The sequence below is a fragment of the Microlunatus sagamiharensis genome, assembly GCF_900105785.1.
Taxonomy (GTDB): Bacteria; Actinomycetota; Actinomycetes; order Propionibacteriales; family Propionibacteriaceae; genus Microlunatus; species Microlunatus sagamiharensis.
The window spans coordinates 3,213,808-3,230,758 of the sequence record NZ_LT629799.1; the positions used below are offsets into that span (position 1 = coordinate 3,213,808).

17 protein-coding genes are annotated in these 16,951 nt (G+C 73.1%); 6 read left to right on the forward strand and 11 right to left on the reverse strand.

Annotated features, from left to right (window positions below; all coding sequences use genetic code 11):
- Window positions 1-85: 85 nt before the first annotated feature.
- Window positions 86-763 carry a response regulator transcription factor gene (locus BLU42_RS14840; RefSeq protein ID WP_091080642.1) on the forward strand — a complete coding sequence of 226 codons (678 nt, stop codon included), beginning with the start codon at window positions 86-88 and terminating at the stop codon, window positions 761-763.
- A gap of 178 nt (window positions 764-941) precedes the next feature.
- Here BLU42_RS14840 and BLU42_RS14845 read toward each other — a convergent pair whose 3' ends face one another.
- On the reverse strand, window positions 942-1,838 hold the full coding sequence (locus BLU42_RS14845) for a glycosyltransferase family 2 protein (RefSeq protein WP_231918178.1): 897 nt from the start codon (window positions 1,836-1,838) through the stop codon (window positions 942-944).
- Complete coding sequence (locus BLU42_RS14850; RefSeq protein ID WP_091075874.1) at window positions 1,835-2,623, reverse strand: CDP-alcohol phosphatidyltransferase family protein; 789 nt, start codon at window positions 2,621-2,623, stop codon at window positions 1,835-1,837. The genes BLU42_RS14845 and BLU42_RS14850 overlap by 4 nt, the downstream gene beginning before the upstream one ends.
- 102 nt (window positions 2,624-2,725) lie before the next feature.
- Here BLU42_RS14850 and BLU42_RS14855 point away from each other — a divergent pair, with 102 nt between their 5' ends.
- Window positions 2,726-2,986 carry a PLD nuclease N-terminal domain-containing protein gene (locus tag BLU42_RS14855; protein ID WP_091075877.1) on the forward strand — a complete coding sequence of 87 codons (261 nt, stop codon included), beginning with the start codon at window positions 2,726-2,728 and terminating at the stop codon, window positions 2,984-2,986.
- A gap of 7 nt (window positions 2,987-2,993) precedes the next feature.
- On the opposite strand, the gene BLU42_RS14860 is transcribed toward BLU42_RS14855, so the two are convergent.
- A complete protein-coding gene (locus BLU42_RS14860; protein WP_091075880.1) occupies window positions 2,994-4,232 on the reverse strand; it encodes a hypothetical protein in 1,239 nt (412 codons plus the stop codon).
- Window positions 4,229-5,731, reverse strand: a complete 1,503-nt coding sequence (gndA, locus tag BLU42_RS14865; protein WP_091075884.1) for an NADP-dependent phosphogluconate dehydrogenase — start codon at window positions 5,729-5,731, stop codon at window positions 4,229-4,231. The genes BLU42_RS14860 and gndA overlap by 4 nt, the downstream gene beginning before the upstream one ends.
- Window positions 5,732-5,858: 127 nt before the next feature.
- Between gndA and BLU42_RS14870 the strand changes: the two genes are divergently transcribed.
- On the forward strand, window positions 5,859-6,824 hold the full coding sequence (locus BLU42_RS14870) for a helix-turn-helix domain-containing protein (protein WP_157719986.1): 966 nt from the start codon (window positions 5,859-5,861) through the stop codon (window positions 6,822-6,824).
- Window positions 6,825-6,946: 122 nt separating this feature from the next.
- Here BLU42_RS14870 and BLU42_RS20650 read toward each other — a convergent pair whose 3' ends face one another.
- Window positions 6,947-7,093 carry a hypothetical protein gene (locus BLU42_RS20650; RefSeq protein ID WP_157719987.1) on the reverse strand — a complete coding sequence of 49 codons (147 nt, stop codon included), beginning with the start codon at window positions 7,091-7,093 and terminating at the stop codon, window positions 6,947-6,949.
- Window positions 7,094-7,602: 509 nt separating this feature from the next.
- Between BLU42_RS20650 and BLU42_RS14875 the strand changes: the two genes are divergently transcribed.
- Both BLU42_RS14875 and BLU42_RS14880 read left to right on the forward strand, forming a co-directional pair.
- A complete protein-coding gene (locus BLU42_RS14875) occupies window positions 7,603-9,096 on the forward strand; it encodes a protealysin inhibitor emfourin (RefSeq protein ID WP_197680454.1) in 1,494 nt (497 codons plus the stop codon).
- A 351-nt stretch (window positions 9,097-9,447) separates the two neighbouring features.
- Window positions 9,448-10,305, forward strand: coding sequence for a DUF2804 family protein (locus tag BLU42_RS14880; RefSeq protein ID WP_157719988.1), 858 nt, complete (start codon window positions 9,448-9,450; stop codon window positions 10,303-10,305).
- A 13-nt stretch (window positions 10,306-10,318) separates the two neighbouring features.
- Here the strand turns inward: BLU42_RS14880 and BLU42_RS14885 are convergent, their stop codons facing one another.
- The 6 genes from BLU42_RS14885 to BLU42_RS14910 are packed head-to-tail and all read right to left on the reverse strand — an operon-like array spanning window position 10,319 to window position 15,536.
- Entirely contained in the window at window positions 10,319-11,032 is a 714-nt protein-coding gene (locus BLU42_RS14885) for a ZIP family metal transporter (protein ID WP_157719989.1), read from the reverse strand.
- Between the two features lie 9 nt (window positions 11,033-11,041).
- Complete coding sequence (locus BLU42_RS14890; RefSeq protein WP_091075897.1) at window positions 11,042-12,058, reverse strand: ankyrin repeat domain-containing protein; 1,017 nt, start codon at window positions 12,056-12,058, stop codon at window positions 11,042-11,044.
- Complete coding sequence (locus tag BLU42_RS14895; RefSeq protein ID WP_091075900.1) at window positions 12,055-12,447, reverse strand: universal stress protein; 393 nt, start codon at window positions 12,445-12,447, stop codon at window positions 12,055-12,057. The genes BLU42_RS14890 and BLU42_RS14895 overlap by 4 nt, the downstream gene beginning before the upstream one ends.
- Window positions 12,444-13,940, reverse strand: coding sequence for a tripartite tricarboxylate transporter permease (locus tag BLU42_RS14900; protein ID WP_091075903.1), 1,497 nt, complete (start codon window positions 13,938-13,940; stop codon window positions 12,444-12,446). The genes BLU42_RS14895 and BLU42_RS14900 overlap by 4 nt, the downstream gene beginning before the upstream one ends.
- Before the next feature lie 52 nt (window positions 13,941-13,992).
- The gene (locus BLU42_RS14905; protein ID WP_157719990.1) at window positions 13,993-14,562 is read right to left on the reverse strand and encodes a tripartite tricarboxylate transporter TctB family protein; all 570 of its coding nucleotides are present in this window, start codon (window positions 14,560-14,562) and stop codon (window positions 13,993-13,995) included.
- Complete coding sequence (locus tag BLU42_RS14910; protein WP_172825804.1) at window positions 14,559-15,536, reverse strand: Bug family tripartite tricarboxylate transporter substrate binding protein; 978 nt, start codon at window positions 15,534-15,536, stop codon at window positions 14,559-14,561. The genes BLU42_RS14905 and BLU42_RS14910 overlap by 4 nt, the downstream gene beginning before the upstream one ends.
- A 174-nt stretch (window positions 15,537-15,710) precedes the next feature.
- On the opposite strand from BLU42_RS14910, the gene BLU42_RS14915 reads away from it, so the two are divergent.
- Window positions 15,711-16,943 (forward strand): TerC family protein, encoded by a 1,233-nt coding sequence (locus BLU42_RS14915; RefSeq protein WP_091075911.1) that lies wholly within the window; start codon window positions 15,711-15,713, stop codon window positions 16,941-16,943.
- Window positions 16,944-16,951: the final 8 nt, after the last annotated feature.

Genomic DNA, 16,951 nt, shown 5'->3' on the forward strand with positions numbered 1-16,951 from the left:
GCCGGAGACGTTCCGGCCCTCCGTCATCGATCAGACCACCGGTGAACCCGGGGCTGGTACATCCCTGCGGGTGTACGGTCGGCGCATGACGAGCGCGACGACGACGAGGACGCGACCCATCACGGTCGCCCTCGTGAACGACTACGACGTCGTCGTGCTGGGGGTCGCGAACATCCTCGGGCAGTTCCCGGAACGGGTCGTCATCGCCGAGATCGACACCAACCGTGGGCTGCACGACGAGGTCGACGTCGTCCTCTACGACTCCTTCGGCCAGCCGGAGTCCGACCGCGACGAGGTCCGCGTGCTCGTCGAGAACCCGAACGCGCGCCGCGTGGTCGTCTACACCTGGAACTTCCACCCCGACCTCGTCGAGCGCGCCCGCAAGCAGGGCGTGCACGGCTACCTGTCGAAGTCGCTGTCCGCCGCCGGGCTCGTCTCGGCGCTCGAGGCGGTGCACGCCGGGGAGATGGTCGTCAGCGAACCTCCACCGCGCGCCCGCCCGGCTAGCGGCTCGGACTGGCCCGGTCGCAGCCGCGGCCTCAGCGACCGGGAGTCGGAGGTCCTGGCCCTCATCACCCAGGGCCACAGCAACGAGGAGGTCGCCGGCCTGACCTACCTCAGCATCAACACGGTCAAGTCCTACATCCGGTCGGCCTACCGCAAGATCGGCGCCGTCAACCGTACGCAGGCCGTCCTCTGGGGCGTCGAGAACGGCTTCAAGCCCGACCACCGCCGCATCGACCACTGGCGCGGCGGCCCCTAGGCGTAGTGCGCGGACGCTCCCTGAGCCTGTCGAAGGGCCACGAAGTGGTTGGCGTTGCCGTGGGGTGGCGGGGGGAGACAGCCCCGCTCGAGCCAGGGACGCCGACCGCTTCGCGGCCCTTCGACAAGCTCAGGGGGCGTTGGCCGCGGGGCCCTTCGTCAGGCTCAGGGGGCGTCGGTCAGAGGACGGGCGGGTGCCCGGCCCTCGTCATGCGCCAGACGGTGCGCCAGGACATGGGGCGGCGCTCCCCGCCGTCGTCGCGCAGGCCGATGCGGTAGCCGCGCAGCGTCTCGCGCACCGCCTCGGAAGTCCGCAGCCGGCTGCCGCCGATCGCGGCCCACGCGGCGACGTACGCGACCCCGACTGGCGCGGGCAGGTTGCGGCGCGCGAGCCAGACCCGGTTGCGGGCCTGATAGCGGTAGAACTCGGCGTGCCGGGTCGGCTGGATCGCCGGGTGGTGGACCTCGATGCTGCCGTCGTAGCGCACGTGGAAGCCCGCGTCCCACACCCGCCAGGCCAGCTCGACGCCCTCGTGGGCGTACCAGAAGGGCTCGGGCCAGCCGCCGGCGTAGTCGAAGGCGCTGCGCCGCATCGCGACCGCGCCCTCCCAGACGTTCATGGCCGGGCTGCTGCGACCGGGATCGCCGACCCGGACGCGCGGGGTCCAGCGACGCGGTGCCTCGCGGCCCTCGGGGTCGACCACCCGCGGCTGGATCAGCCCGAGCGTCGGGTCGGCGGCGAACTGGGCCGCCATCCGCGAGAGGACGTCGTCGCGGGGCAGCTCCGCGTCGTCGTCGAGGAAGAAGAGCAGGTCACCGGCCACCTCGGGCACACCGGCGTTGCGCCCGGCGGGGATGCCGAGGTTGCGGGGCAGGCCGAGCGCGCGGACGCCGTCGGGCAGGTCGACCGGCTGCCAGCCGTTGCCCACGACGACCACGTCGAGCTCGACGTCGCGCTGGGCCAGCAGCGACTCCAGCCCGGCGCGCAGGTCGTCGGGCCGGTTGCCCATCGTCAGCACCACGACGCCGAAGCGGGTCGGCCCCGAACCCACCCCGGCGCTCCCCGCGGCGCTCACCGCAGCCTCGACGAGCCGAGCACGGCGGCGAGGTGGCCGACCACGGTGACGACGGCCGAGACGAGCATCGCGACCAGCAGCACCTTGGTGGCCCAGCCGTCGACGAAGAGGTCGACCACGGCCGCCAGGAGGATCAGCAGCGACATCTCGATGGAGTGGAAGATCCGGTGGAAGGGCACCAGCCTCGCGGCCCGGCGGGCGGTGCGCAGCAGGCCCGCCTGCGGCACGCGGACGCTCTCGACGTCGGCCATCTGCGTCATGCCCGCGTAGTGCCGCGCGACGTGGACGAGGTCGTTCTCGACCTTGTTGAGGCAGACGAGCAGGCCCAGCGCGAGGCCCGCGCTGATCCACACTCCGTCCAGCGCGGGGCCGCCGTTGGCCCGCACGCCGAGCGCGACGGCGATCCCGCACTCGGCCGTGTAGTGCCCGACCCGGTCGAGGTAGACGCCGCGGGGCGAGGAGGTCTGGCGCCAGCGGGCGACCTCGCCGTCGCAGCAGTCGAGCAGCTGCTGCAGCTGGGCCAGCACGACGACGCCGATCGCGCCCGCGAGCGTCGGCCAGCCGGTGGAGACCGCGGAGAGCGCGGCGCACAGGATCATCAGCCACGTGACGGCGTCGGCGGAGAAGCCGAGCCGCAGCAGCGGCCGGGTCAGGTAGGGCGACAGGTCGCGCAGGTAGAGGTGCGCGACCCAGTGCTCGGCGCCGGCGCGGGTGCGGACGCTCGGCGGCTGGGTCACCTCGCGCAGCTGCGCGATCGTCGGCCGGGCGGGGCGCTCGGTGAGCATCGGACCAGCCTAGGACGGCCGGGCCGGGGCTCCGACGAGCCGCGCGGGACGGCCTCCGACGACTCTTGCCCACGGTTGGGACCCCACGCATACTCTTGGGCCATGGGGCGTTTCCTCCCGCTGGTGATCGTGGCTCTGCTCACGATCTACTGCGTGGTCGAGGTCGCCCAGGCCCCTCCGTACGCCGTCCGCCGCGCCCCGCGCTGGCTCTGGGCGGTCGCGGTGATCTGCCTGCCGCTCGCCGGTTCGCTGGGCTGGCTGTTCTTCGGGCGCCCGACCGCTGCCTCCCGCGGCGAGGCCGCCGGGGAGCTGCGTCGCCCGAAGGCGCCGGACGACGACGTGGACTTCCTCCGCGGGCTCTGAGCCCCGCTCAGCGCGCGGCCAGGGCCAGCGCGTCGGCCACGGCGGCCTCGAAGCGCCGGGTGCTCGCCCCGTCCGCGGTCTCGCCGAAGTAGTACGCGGCGAGGTCGCGCAGCAGGGCTGCTGCCGGACCCTCACCCGCGGCGCCGGCGCCCAGCCCGCGCTCCCGGAGCAGCGCGAGCGCCGAGCCGGCGTCGACGGCGGGGAGCAGCGGCAGCTCGTCGAGCAGGCGTGAGGCCGGCCGGTACGCGGCCGCCGCGGTCGGCTCGGTGACCACGAGCGGCTTGCCCGTGGCCAGCCAGTCGTAGGCCACCGAGGAGACGTCGGTGACGCAGGCGTCGGCGAAGTCCCACTGCCAGCCGTACGGGCCGTCGTCGACCAGGTGGCGCTCCCCGTCGCGGCGGAGCACCTCGCGGACGGCGCGGTCCGCGGCCGCGTGGGCCGGCGAGGACAGGCCGGTGCGCGGGTGCGGCCGGTAGACGACACGGACCTCCGGGTCGGACATAAGCGACTCGACGACGGCGACGCCGTGGCTGACCAGCGAGCCGTACGCGACGCTCGGCCGGTCGCCCTCCCAGGTCGGCGCGTACCAGACCCGCAGCCCGCTGCCGCGTGACCAGTCCGGCGCACCGGGGTAGGCGTGGTCGAGCTGCGGGCGTCCGACCCCGACCGTGCGCTCCTCCGCGTCGAAGCCCCGCAGGGCCGCGCCCAGCCGGTCGCGCCCGGCGGCCCCGCCGACGAAGGTGAGGTCGTACGCCTTGTGCTGGTTGGAGACGCTGTAGGCCTTGTCGCTCTCCCCGTGGCCGAGCTGGACGTGCACGGGCCCGGGGAAGCGCAGCATCCGGAAGTTCCGCTCGACCTGGTTGACGTAGAGCGCCACGGCGACGTCGTGCTCCTCGACGAGCCGCTCGAGCGCACCGCTGCCCGCCGCGAAGGCGACGGGCAGGGTGCTGCGGGCCAGCACGGCCTCCCCGGTGTCGGGGCGGTCCACGACGACGAAGACGCCGTGCGTGCGCGCGAGGTGCTCCAGCGGCAGGCGCCACTGCTCGAGCTGGAAGAGGTTCTCCGGCCCGGTGCAGAAGAAGACCGCGACGCCGCCGTCCGGCACCTCGCCGCCCCGGCGCGCGCGCTCGGCGAAGCCGCGCGACGACGCGGCGTTGCGGATGCGTCGCAGCGCCTCCGCACCGAGCCCGTGGACGCGGGCGGCGCGCCGCGCGCCGGGCAGCTCTGGCAGGCGGGTCGACCTCACGAGATCGGCTGGTCGACCTTCTTCTCGTCGGTGTGCGCGCTCTTGTCCTCGGTGAAGCCGCCGTCGACCGCGGTCTCGGAGCGGTCGGCACCCCACTCGGTGTGGAAGGTGCCGTCGGCGTCGGTGCGCCGGTAGGTGTGCGCGCCGAAGAAGTCGCGGAGTCCCTGGATCAGCGCCGCCGGCAGCCGGTCGGCGCGGACGCCGTCGTAGTAGGCGAGCGAGGAGGAGAACGCCGGGGTCGGGATGCCGTTCTGCGCGGCCCCCGCGACCACCCGCCGCCACGCCTCGAGGCACTGGGAGACGACGTCGACGAAGAAGTCGTCGGCCAGCAGCAGCGGCAGCTGCTCGTCGCGCTCGTAGGCCTCGGTGATGCGGTTCAGGAAGCGCGCGCGGATGATGCAGCCGCCCCGCCAGATCCGCGCCATCGCGCCGCGGTCGACGCCCCAGCCGTACTCCTGGCTCGCGGCGGCGATCTGGTCGAAGCCCTGGGAGTAGGCGACGACCTTGGAGGCGTACAGCGCGCGGCGGACGTCCTCCACGAACGCGTCGGGGTCGTCCACGTGCCACTCGACGGTGCCGGCGGGCAGGGCCGCGCGGGCGGCCTCGCGCTGCGGGACGCCGCCGGAGAGCGCCCGGGCGAAGGTGGCCTCGGCGATGCCGGTGATCGGCACGCCCAGGTCGAGCGCGTTCTGCACCGTCCAGCGGCCGGTGCCCTTCTGCTCGGCCTGGTCGAGGATCACGTCGACCAGGGCCTTGCCGGTGCGGGCGTCGTCCTGGGCGAGCACCTCGGCGGTGATCTCGATGAGGAAGCTCTCGAGCTCCCCGGAGTTCCACTCGCGGAAGATCGCGGCGATCTCGGCCGGGGACTTGCCGGTGCCCCGGCGGATGAGGTCGTAGGCCTCGGCGATCAGCTGCATGTCGGCGTACTCGATGCCGTTGTGCACCATCTTGACGAAGTGGCCGGCGCCGTCGGGGCCGACGTAGGTGCAGCAGGGGACGCCGTCGACCTTGGCCGAGATGTCCTCCAGCAGCGGGCCGAGGGACTCGTAGGACTCCCGCGAGCCGCCCGGCATGATCGAGGGGCCGTTGAGCGCGCCCTCCTCGCCGCCGGAGACGCCGCTGCCGACGAAGTGCAGGCCGCGCTCGGCGAGCTCCTTCTCGCGGCGCACGGTGTCGGGGAAGTGGGCGTTGCCCGCGTCGACGATGATGTCGCCCTCCTCGAGCAGCCCGGCGAGCTCCTCGATGACGGCGTCCGTGCCCGGGCCGGCCTTGACCATGATGATCACCTTGCGCGGCCGCTCGAGCGTGGCCACGAAGTCGGCCATGCTCTCCGACGCGATGAAGGTGCCCTCGTCGCCCGCCTCGTCCAGGAGCGCCTGGGTCTTGGCGTAGGTGCGGTTGTGGATCGCCACCACGTGCCCGTGCCTGGCGAAGTTCCGCGCCAGGTTGCGTCCCATCACCGCGAGCCCGGTCACGCCGATCTCGGCACGCTGCTCCACGCCGCTCTCCTGTCCTCTTTATGACATGATCTGCGCAGCGTCGCCACGCCGTTGCGAGCGTAGCCGCACGCGTCGGTCCGGAGATCCCTCCCCCAGACCCTGGTCGCCGACGCGGGAGGGCCGACCCGTGCTGGAGCCGTTGGGCATCCCCGCTGATGCCGAGGCGCTGTACGTCGTGCTCGCAGCCCTGGAGGACACCTCGCCCGAGGAGCTGGCGGTGCGCACCTCGCTGAGCGCGCACCAGGTCGGCACCCACCTCGACACCCTCGCCGACCTCGGGCTCGCGGTCGCCCTCGGCCGCGGCCGGTGGAAGGCCCTCCCCCTCACCGACGTGGTCAAGGGCCTCAAGGCACGCCGCGTGGCCGAGATCGAGGCGGCGGCCATCGCCGCGGACACCCTCCACAACCAGATCCTGGCCGCCTCGCACAGCACCGAGGACGACGTGCAGGTCTTCGTCGGCCAGACGTCGTACGCCGAGTACACGCGGCTGTGCAACGAGACCGTCGACGAGATCTGCCTGTTCGACAAACCCCCGTACGTCGGCGGGCCCTCGATGCTGTCGATCGAGGAGCTGCGGGAGCAGTCCGGGGAGTGGCGGGCGCTGGAGCGCGGCGTCTCCCAGCGCAGCGTCTACCACCCGGGCTTCGACCCCGAGCGGCTCAAGGAGATGGCGCTCTTCGCGCAGGTCGGGGAGAAGTCGCGGACCGCGCCCGTCCCGATGAAGCTCGTGCTCTTCGACGCGAAGATCGCCTGGATCCCCTCGATGCCGTCCTACATGCCCGGGCACGAGCGGCGGGCGAGCTTCGTGCGGCACCCGCTGATCGTGGAGTCGCTCGTCTGGCTCTTCAACGCGGTGTGGGACACGGCCATCCCGATCACGGCGGGCACCTACCTGAACGGCGACCCGCGCCGGCAGATGCTGATCTCGCTGATGATGAGCGGCTCCACCGACGACGCGATCGCCAACCAGCTGGGCATCAACGTCCGCTCGGTGCGGCGCTGGATCGCCGAGCTGATGGACGAGCTCGGGGTGACCACCCGCCTGCAGCTCGGCGCCGCCCTCGTGCGCGCGGACTCGATGCGCAACCCCTAGCGGGAGACGCCCGAGCCCGGGCAGCACGAAGGGCACCTCCCGGAGGAGGTGCCCTTCGCGTACCGACGTCGAGGCTCCCGCTCAGGGGGCCTTCGCCGGCCGGAGCCGGCCGGCCGGGTGGATCAGTAGCCGCGGCCCTGGAAGACGGCCTTCGCCACGGTGGCCGCGTCGGCCGGCGCGCCCAGGAAGACCAGCGCCAGCGCCGCACCGGCGACGGTGGAGGTGGCGGCGACGCGGACGGCCTTGCGGGCGTTGAAGGAGGAGAACATGAGAATTCCTTTCGCTTTCGGCCGTCAGTGCGAGATTTTTTTGCACTGACGGCCGTGTTGGGGGGTCGTTCTGAACGCTATGCGAATCGGGCACGCTCGTCACGCCGAGAGACTGTCAGGTAGCGGACATGCCATGAAGCGGACATGGCAAAATCGCGTTAGGTGCTGTACCTGACCTAACGCGTGTGATCGTGCGGTGCACGACCGGCTCTCTCGGACCTGGGCGACTCCCTTGCTGCTGCGACCCGGAAACGCTTCGACGACCGAGGGGCGTTCGGCCGAGCTCGACGAGGGTGCGGGGCGCAGCACGGCGGGGGCACGCCTGACACGCGACCCGCTGTTGTGTGACAGACTTCACCCGCCGCGACCGGAGGTCAAGCACCTCCGTACGCGTCCACGCCTCCGGCGAGGGGCACCGCCGGACCCGGGTCCGCCGGCGGGCGGAGCCGCCACCACCGGGCGAGCGGGCTCGCCCCAGGACTGTCGGACCCGGGTGTCACTGTAGTGCCATGACGCCCACCGCAGACGCTGATCGTCGAAGCCCGCAAGCGATCCGCTGCAGCTTCGTCCCGCCCTACCTGCTGCGACGCCTCGCCGAGAGCGACCCCGGCAGACGCCTGCTGGCCGACGGCCGCGACACGCTCGCCGTGGACGAGCGGATGCGCTCGCGCCGCGAGGCGGCCACCGCGACCACGGCCCCGGCGGTCCCGGACACGGGCGGCAACCGCGTGGTCTACGACGCCGGCGGCGCCGAGGAGCTGCCCGGGCGCCGGGCGCGCGACGAGGACGACCCAGCCACGGGGGACGCGGCCGTCGACGAGGCGCACGCGCACTCCGGCGTCTCGTGGGACCTCTTCGCGGAGGTCTTCGACCGTCCGTCGGTCGACGGCCGGGGCACGCCGCTGACGGTGACCGTGCACTACGGCCGCGACTACGACAACGCGTTCTGGGACGGCGAGCAGCTCGTGTTCGGCGACGGCGACGGCGAGGTCTTCGACCGCTTCACCAAGCCGCTCGACGTGACGGCGCACGAGTTCACCCACGGGGTCACGCAGTTCAGCGCCGGCCTGACCTACCAGGGCCAGTCCGGCGCGCTGAACGAGAGCGTGAGCGACGTCTTCGCCTCGCTGGCCAAGCAGCGCTCCCTCGGACAGGACGCCTCGCAGGCCGACTGGCTGATCGGGCAGGGGCTCTTCATGCCCGACGTCAAGGCCACCGCGCTGCGCTCGATGCTCGAGCCGGGCACCGCGTACGACGACCCCCGCCTGGGGCGCGACCCGCAGGTCGGCAGCATGGACGACTACGTCGACACCGAGGAGGACAACGGCGGGGTCCACCTCAACTCGGGCATCCCCAACCGCGCCTTCGCCCTCGCGGCGCGCGCGATCGGCGGACCGAGCTGGGAGAAGGCCGGCCAGGTCTGGTACGCGGCGCTGACCGGCGGGGCGGTGACGCCCTCGACCGACTTCGAGGGGTTCGCGGCCGCGACCGTGGACGCGGCCGCCCGGCTCTACCCCGAGGACACCTCGGTGGCCGACCACGTCCGGGAGGCCTGGCAGCAGGTCGGGCTCGCGCGCGGCACCCAGGCGGTCGCGGCCCAGACCCCGCCGAGCGGTGGTCCGGCTCCCGCGGGCCCGGGGGGCGGCAGCCCGTCGGCGAAGCCGCAGGCTCCGGCCGGTGCGCCCGACCCGGTGGGATCGGCCGGCGTCCCGTCGCTGCCCGGCCAGCCGGGGGACGACGTCGTCGCCGTGCGGCGCTCGGGCGGCTTCACGGGCGCCTCGCAGTTCGCCCAGCTCAGCCTCACCGACGACCCGGCCGGGACCGAGCTGCGGCGCCTCCTGGACCAGATCAGCGTGTCCGACCTGGGCCGCTCGGAGCCGCAGCCCGACCGGTTCACCTACACCGTCGCGTGCCGGTCCTTCGAGCTCACCGTGCCCGAGCAGGACCTGACGCCCGAGCTCACCCGGGTCGTGCAGATCGTGCTCGACCAGCGCGCACGGTGAGCAGCAGCGCGCCGAGCTAGGTCGTTTCTCTCAGTTCCGGCAGGTGGTGGCGCGGCAGCCGCGCCCGGTCCGGCCATCCGGAGGAGCGAGATCGCAGCGGGCTGCGCCGAGCGAGGCCGGCACCGCCCGGTCGGGCGCGGGCCGCGCCAGCACCCGTCGGAATGGGAGACGCGGCCTAGGTCAGCTGCAGGATCACGATCACGAGGATGATGATCACCAGGATGCCGATGATCGTTCCGATGAGACCTCTGTTCACGACTGCTCCTTGGGTGGTGCGGATGGTGACGAGAAACCTAGACCACTGGCACTGCTGGTCTGCACCCGGTCGGAGGCGTGTCGGCGGGGGGATTTGTGCCTGACCGGGGGAAACGTAGGACGGTCGGCTACCGCGGCGACGGCAGCGACCGGCCCGACGACCTACCGCTGCCGCCCCGCACCGCGCCGCTGCTAGACCGCTGGCGGCTGCGCAAGCACTGGCGCTACGTCGGCTTCTTCAGCGCCGACCACCTGGTCTGCGCGGCCCGCGTGCACGTCGGGCCGGTGGCCCAGGAGTTCTGGGGCGTGTGGGACCGGGACGGCCGCGTGCTCCACGAGCACACGCGCCTGCGGGCGGGACGGGTGCACCTGCCGCCCGGCCGGGTGCTCGTGGCCGACCGCGGCGCCGAGCTCGACCTCGCGCTCGACGAGAGCCCGTCGAGCGCCGTCGAGGTCGTCACGCCGGTCGGGCACGCCTGGACCTGGACCCGCAAGCAGCTCGTGCCGGCCCGCGGGACCTTCCGCCTCGGCGGGCGCGAGCACCACCTGGACGGGCACGCGCTCGTCGACGACAACGACGGCTACCACCCGCGGCTCACCCGGTGGTGGTGGAGCGGTGGGACGGCGGTGGTGGACGACGGTCGCACGGTGTCGTGGAGCGTCATCGTCGGCCTCAACGACACGCTGCCCGACGTGGAGAACACCCTGTGGGTCGACGGTGTGCCCCGCCCGCTCGGCCCGGTCGTGTTCGCCCCCGACCTGGCGTGGGTGCGCTTCGCCGACGGTCGTGAGCTGCGCTTCCACGCCGAGGCCGAGCGCGCCAAGGTGGTGGACCTCCTGGTGATCAGGTCGGCCTACCGCCAGCCCTTCGGGACCTTCACGGGCACCCTCCCCGGCGGCCTGGTGGTCCAGCATGCCTGGGGCGTCATGGAGCAGCACCGCGCCCTGTGGTGAGCGGGCGGGCGGGTCAGACGAGCTCGGAGAGCACGAGGTAGATCAGGAAGCCGACGAAGAACCCGACGCTGCCGATGCTCGTCTCGCCCTTGGCGTGGGCCTCGACGAGCAGCTCCTCGGTCGCGAGGTACATGAAGGCGACCGCGCCGAAGGCGAGGACGCCGGCCAGGACGGACGGGCTCGCGGAGGCGAGCAGCACCACGCCCAGCGCGGTCCCGACGACGGTCAGCAGCGCGAGCACGACCGGGGCGAGCGCCACGAAGCGCCGAGTGACCGAGCCGGCCAGGCTCGCCGACAGCGACAGACCGACGAACAGGTACTCCACGGCCAGCGCGACCGTGAGCAGGACCCCGACCCGCTGCTCGGCCGCGAAGCCGGCACCGAGGATCAGCCCGTCGATGAAGAAGTCGACGCCGATCGCGACGGCGAGCCCGATCGGCAGCCCGGCGCGCCCGGAGGTCGCACGCCGCTCCTCGAGCCGCTCGCCGACCGCACGGAAGCCGAACATCACCGCGATGCCCACCGCGAAGCCGACGACGGCGACGAGGGGCGAGCGCTCCAGCACCCCGGGCAGCAGCTCGATCGCCGCGGCCGCGAAGACCACGCCGGCGGCGAAGTGCTGCAGCCCGCTGGTGAGCCGGACCCCGGGTGGCCGCAGCGCCGCGACCGCGCCCGACACCGCCGCCGCGAGCACCGGGACGAGGGCGAGCAGCAGCACGACTCCCACGGCCGGCGCCTACCCCGTCCCGGCGCGCGTCACCGGCCGCAGCAGGGCGGCGGTGGCGTCCGCGTACGCCCACTCCGCCCACCCCAGCGGGGTCGCGTCGTGCGCGTCGTCGCGCACCTGAGGGTCGGCGCCGACCTCGAGCAGCGCGGACACCAGCTCGACGTCGCCGATCCAGGCCGCGTGGTGGAGCAGGGTGCGCCCGTGGGCCCGGGCGTCGGGGTCGGCCCCCTCGGACACCACCCGCCGCACCCCCAGCGGCGTCGCGGAGGCGAAGACCGGGGGCAGCGGCTGCCGCTCGCGCCAGGGCGAGGGCTCGTCCGCGGGCGTGCCGTCGGTGAAGCCGTGCGCGGCGAGCAGGGCCAGCCGGTCGGTGAGCCCGTGCTCGCGCGCCCAGTCCACCTGCAGCGCCACCATGCGCTGCGGGGAGTCCTGCCGCTCCCCCAGCCGCCGGCGCCACGCCCCGGCGTCCCCGCGCCCGAGCCCGTGCGCGAGCAGCAGGCGGAGGTGGCCGTCGTCGCGGGCGAACATCCGGTCGTAGAGCGCCTGGCCGTCGTGGGGGTCGGCGCCACGCTCGAGCAGCAGCCCGGCGAGCAGGTCGCCCTGGGGATGGCGCGGCGTCCGGCCCGGGCCCTGCTCGCCCTCGCCGAAGCAGCCCGTGAGCACGGTGAACGGCGGCACCCGGCCGCCGAGCTGGACGCCGGCGTCGGGGTCGGCGCCCGCATCGAGCAGCAACCGCGCGGTGGCGTACGGGTCCCGCTGCCGGACGCGGGCGTAGGCGAGGCACATCAGCGCCGTCCAGCCGTCCTCGCGGCGGGTGGCGGTGGCGAGGCCGGGGTCGCGTCGGAGGTGGCGTCGGACGGCCTCGGCGTCCCCGACGGCCGCGGCCACGAAGGGGTCCTCCGCGACCAGGCCGGGGTGCTCGGCGAGCAGCGCCTCGGCGCGCGCCCAGCGGTCGGGACCGTCGTCGAGGTAGGTGAGCCGGGCGAGCGCGAGGACGTCCTCGCCCGCACCCGGCCCCGCGGTCATGCCTTGACGGCCAGGACCGCGTGCTGCGCCGTGAGGAGGATCCGGCTGGCCGCGCTGCCGAGGATGAGCTTGCCGACGGGGGAACGCCGCCGCAGCCCGATGACGATGAGGTCGGCGTCGAGCTCCTCGGCCACGGCGTCGAGGTCCTCCGCGACGTCGTCCCAGGTCTGCGGCTGCCGGAGCTCGGCCTCGACGTCGAGACCCTCGAGCTCGGCCCGCAGCTCATCGAGCGCGTCGCCCGCGAGGTAGCGGTCGTCGACCAGCGAGTCGCCGCGGGAGGTGTTGACGACCACGAGGCGGACGCCGCGCAGCCGGGCCTCCTCGATCCCGGTGGCGAGGGCCGCCCGGCCCTCCGCGCTGGGCACGTAACCGACCACGACACCGCTCACGCGGCCACCTCCTGACGACGACGGAACCGGCGCAGCACCGGCGGGCCGACGACGGCGAGCACCGCCACGAGCAGCACGACGACGCTGAAGGGCGAGGAGACGAGCACGCTCGTGTCGCCGTCGCTGATGGCCAGCGCGCGGCGCAGGTTGGTCTCGGCGACCGGGCCCAGGATCAGGCCGATGACGGCCGGCGCCACCGGCCAGCCGAAGCGCCGCATCGCGAAGCCGAGCAGGCCCAGGACCAGCAGGATCACGAGGTCGAAGGGGTCGGCGTTCACCGCGTACGAGCCGAGCGAGGCGAACATCAGGATCCCGGCGTACAGGTAGGGCCGCGGGATCTTCAGCAGCTTCACCCACACGCCCACGAGCGGCAGGTTGAGCACGAGCAGCATCGTGTTGCCGATGAACAGCGACGCGATGAGCGTCCAGACGAGGGCCGACTCGGTGGTCAGCAGCGTCGGGCCGGGCTGGATGCCGTAGCCCTGGAAGGCGGCCAGCAGGATCGCGGCCGTGGCCGAGGTCGGCAGCCCGAGGGTCAGCAGCGGCACCAGGACGCCGGCCGCCGCCGCGTTGTTCGCCGCCTCGGGCCCGGCGACGCCCTCGATGGCCCCCTTGCCGAAGTCCTCCGGGTGCTTGGTCAGGCGGCGCTCGGTGGCGTACGAGAGGAAGGTCGGGATCTCCGCGCCGCCCGCGGGCAGCGCGCCGAAGGGGAAGCCGAACGCGGTCCCGCGCAGCCAGGGCTTCCAGGAGCGGCGGAGGTCCTCGCGGGTCATGAACCTCCCGGTCGTGCTCATCACCCGGACCGGCCCGTGCCGCAGCCGCGACGCGACGTGCAGGGCCTCGCCGACCGCGAAGAGGGCGACGGCCACGACGACCACGTCGATGCCGTCGCTCAGCTGCGGGACGCCGAGGGTGAAGCGCTGCTGGCCGGTGAGCAGGTCGGTGCCGACGAGGCCGAGGAAGAGCCCGATGCACAGCGACGCGAGGCCGCGCAGCGGCGAGGCGCCGAGCACCGTGGAGACCGCGACGAAGGCGAGCAGCGCGAGGGCGAAGTAGTCGGCGGGCCCGATGGCGACCGCGAGCGAGACCACGACCGGGGCGAGGAAGGCGAGCGCGAGGGTGGCGATCGTGCCGGCCACGAAGGACCCGATGGCCGCGGTCCCGAGCGCGGCGGCGCCGCGGCCGGCCTTGGCCATCAGGTTGCCCTCGAGCGCGGTCATGATCGAGGACGACTCGCCGGGGGTGTTGAGCAGGATCGAGGTCGTCGACCCGCCGTACATGCCGCCGTAGTAGATGCCGGCGAACATGATGAACGCGCTCGTCGGCTCGAGCACGTAGGTGATCGGCAGCAGCAGCGCGACGGTCATCGCCGGGCCGATGCCGGGCAGCACGCCGACGGCGGTGCCGAGCAGCGTCCCGATCAGCGCGAAGAGCAGGTTCAGGGGCGTCACCGCGTCGGCGAAGCCCTGCATGAGCTGGCTGAAGGCCTCCATCAGTGTCCTACCTCCTCAGGGGGACGACCCCCTGGAACCCCCGCAAGAAGCATCAGCCGATCCACCCCGTCGCGAGCTCCAGCAGGATCCCGCCGGGCAGCAGCACGCCGAGCGCCTTCACGAAGACGAGCCAGACGACCACCGAGACGATGCCGCCCGCCACGAGCGGCCGGACGATCCCCCGCGCCCCGAGGCTCCAGGACACGGCCCCGAACATCAGGGTGACCGCGAGCGGCCAGCCGATCACGTTGATCAGCAGGGCGTGGGCGAGGAAGGCGAGCGCGATGGTGCCGACCGAGCGCCACGAGGTCCGCGCGTCCGGGTCGACGTCCTCCCCGCCCTCCTCCGGGCCCTGGTCGCCGCGCAGCACGCGCACCGCGAGCATCCCGCCGACGACGATCGTCGCGGCCCCGACGAGGTAGGGGAAGAAGCGCGGGCCGACCGTGTTCGAGGACCCGGGCACGATGATGCTGCCGGCCCCGACGACCAGGTAGACCCCGAGCAGCGCCAGCAGGACGCCGAGCGCGAGCTCGCCCCAGTTGCGCGGCCGCTCCGGCGGTGCGACGACCTCCGAGGGGGGCGGCGTCCGGGGCTGCGTGGCCGCCGGCTCGGCGGTGCTCACACGAGCCCGATCTCGCGCAGGATCTCGCCCACCCGCTGCTCCTCGGCGGCCAGGAAACGGCCGTAGTCGGGACCGGTCTGGAACTCGTCGTCCCAGCCCTGCTTGGCCAGCACGTCGCGCCACTCGGGCGTGTCGTGGGCCTGCTGCACGATCTCGGTCAGGTCGGCCAGTGCCTGCTCTGAGATGTCCGGGTGGGTCATCAGCCCCCGCCAGTTGGACACCACCAGGTCGAAGCCGGCCTCGGTCAGCGTCGGGACGTCCGGCACCTGCGCGGAGCGCCTCTCCCCCGAGACGGCCCACCCCTTGAGGTCGCCGGAGAGCACCTGCTCGCCGTACTCGCCGACGCCGGAGATGCCGGCGGCGACCTGGTTGCCCAGCAGGGCGGCGAGCGACTGCCCGCCACCGGAGTAGGCGATGTAGTTGATCTGCTTGGGGTCGACGTCGCCCGCCTGGGCCAGCAGCCCTGCGAGCACCTGGTCGGTGCCGCCCGCCGAACCACCCGCGATCGGCAGCGAGCGGGGGTCCTTCCGCCAGGCCTCGACGAACTCGGCCAGCGAGGCGTACGGGCTGGCGGCCGGCGCCACGACGATCTCCGGCTCCCCGATGACCCGGGCCACCGGCGTGACGTCGCCCAGCCCGACCGGGGACTCGTTGGTCTCGATCGCGCCGACCATGACCAGGCCCATCATCATCAGCAGCGCGTCGTCGCTCTCGCGCGCGAGCTGGCCGAGCCCGATGGTGCCGCCGGCGCCCTCGACGTTGAAGACCTGGACGTTGCGGGCCAGGCCGGCGGAGCGGATCACCCGCTGCAGCAGGCGGGCGGTGGTGTCCCAGCCGCCCCCCGGGCTCGCCGGCGCCATGATGCGCAGCCGGGACAGGTCGCCGGGCTTGGCCACGGTCCCGGCGCACCCGGTCGCGGCCAGGGCCGTCGTGCCCAGCGCCCCGGCCAGGAACCCCCGGCGGCTCAACCCCACGCGGTCCTCCTCGACGTCGTCGTCAGGAAATCGTGACCCGGACTAGGAAGCCGGGCAATGGAAAGGCGGCACCTTACGCCCTGCCCCTCCCGTCGGCGAAACCGGGGCCCCGAAAAGCCACTATCCTTGAGGTTCTCGCCCGTTCCCGGCCCACCGACAGGAGAAGCGCCCCGAATGGACGTCTCACCCCTCGCCTGGACCCTCACGATCGCCTTCGTGGTGGCTCTGCTGCTGTTCGACTTCATCTTCCACGTGCGCAAGGCGCACACCCCCTCGCTCGGCGAGGCCGCCCGCTGGTCGGCCGTCTACGTCGGGATCGCGATCCTCTTCGGCGTCGGCGTGCTGGTGCTCGGCGGCAGCGAGGCGGGCGGTGAGTACTTCGCCGGCTACATCACCGAGAAGGCGCTCAGCGTCGACAACCTGTTCGTCTTCCTGATCATCATGACGAGCTTCAAGGTGCCGCGCGCCGACCAGCAGAAGGTGCTGCTCTTCGGCATCGTCTTCTCGCTGATCGCCCGGACCGGCTTCATCTTCCTCGGCGCCGCGCTGATCAACAGCTTCGCCTGGGTCTTCTACCTGTTCGGCCTGATCCTGCTGCTCACCGCCGGCAACCTGATCAAGTCCCAGGGCGAGGACGGCCACGAGGCCGACAACATCATGATCAGGGTCGCCCGGAGGCTCTTCCACACCTCCGACCGCTACGACGGCGACAAGCTGTTCACCGTCGAGAACGGCAAGCGCGTGATGACCCCGATGCTGCTGGTGATGGCGGCCATCGGCGGCACCGACATCCTCTTCGCCCTCGACTCGATCCCGGCGATCTTCGGCCTGACGCAGAACGTCTTCATCGTCTTCACCGCGACGGCCTTCTCGCTGCTGGGCCTGCGCCAGCTCTACTTCCTCATCGACGGCCTGCTCGACCGGTTGATCTACCTGAGCTACGGCCTCGCGGCGATCCTCGGCTTCATCGGCGTGAAGCTCATCCTGCACGCCCTCCACGAGAACAACGTGCCGTTCATCAACGACGGCGAGCACGTGGACGTGGTCGAGATCAGCACCCCGGTGTCGCTCTCGGTGATCATCGGCGTCCTCGTCGTCACCGTCGTCGCCTCGCTCGTGAGCCCCAAGGGCCGTGCGCAGAACGCGGTCTCCGGCGCCCGCCGGCACGCGACGCAGTACCTCGACGCCAACTTCGAGGCCGACCCCGGGCTGCGCCAGAAGATCTACGACGACCTCCTCGACGAGGAGCAGACGATCCTCGGGCTCCCGGAGAAGTACCGCTCCCGGATCCGCGAGGAGGACAAGCTGATGCGGCTGCTGAAGGACGCGCACGCCGAGCACGACGCGTACCTCGCCGAGCCGGGGACCACGGGCGACGCCCGCGAGCACGCCCGGATCGTGCAGTAGCCGAGCCG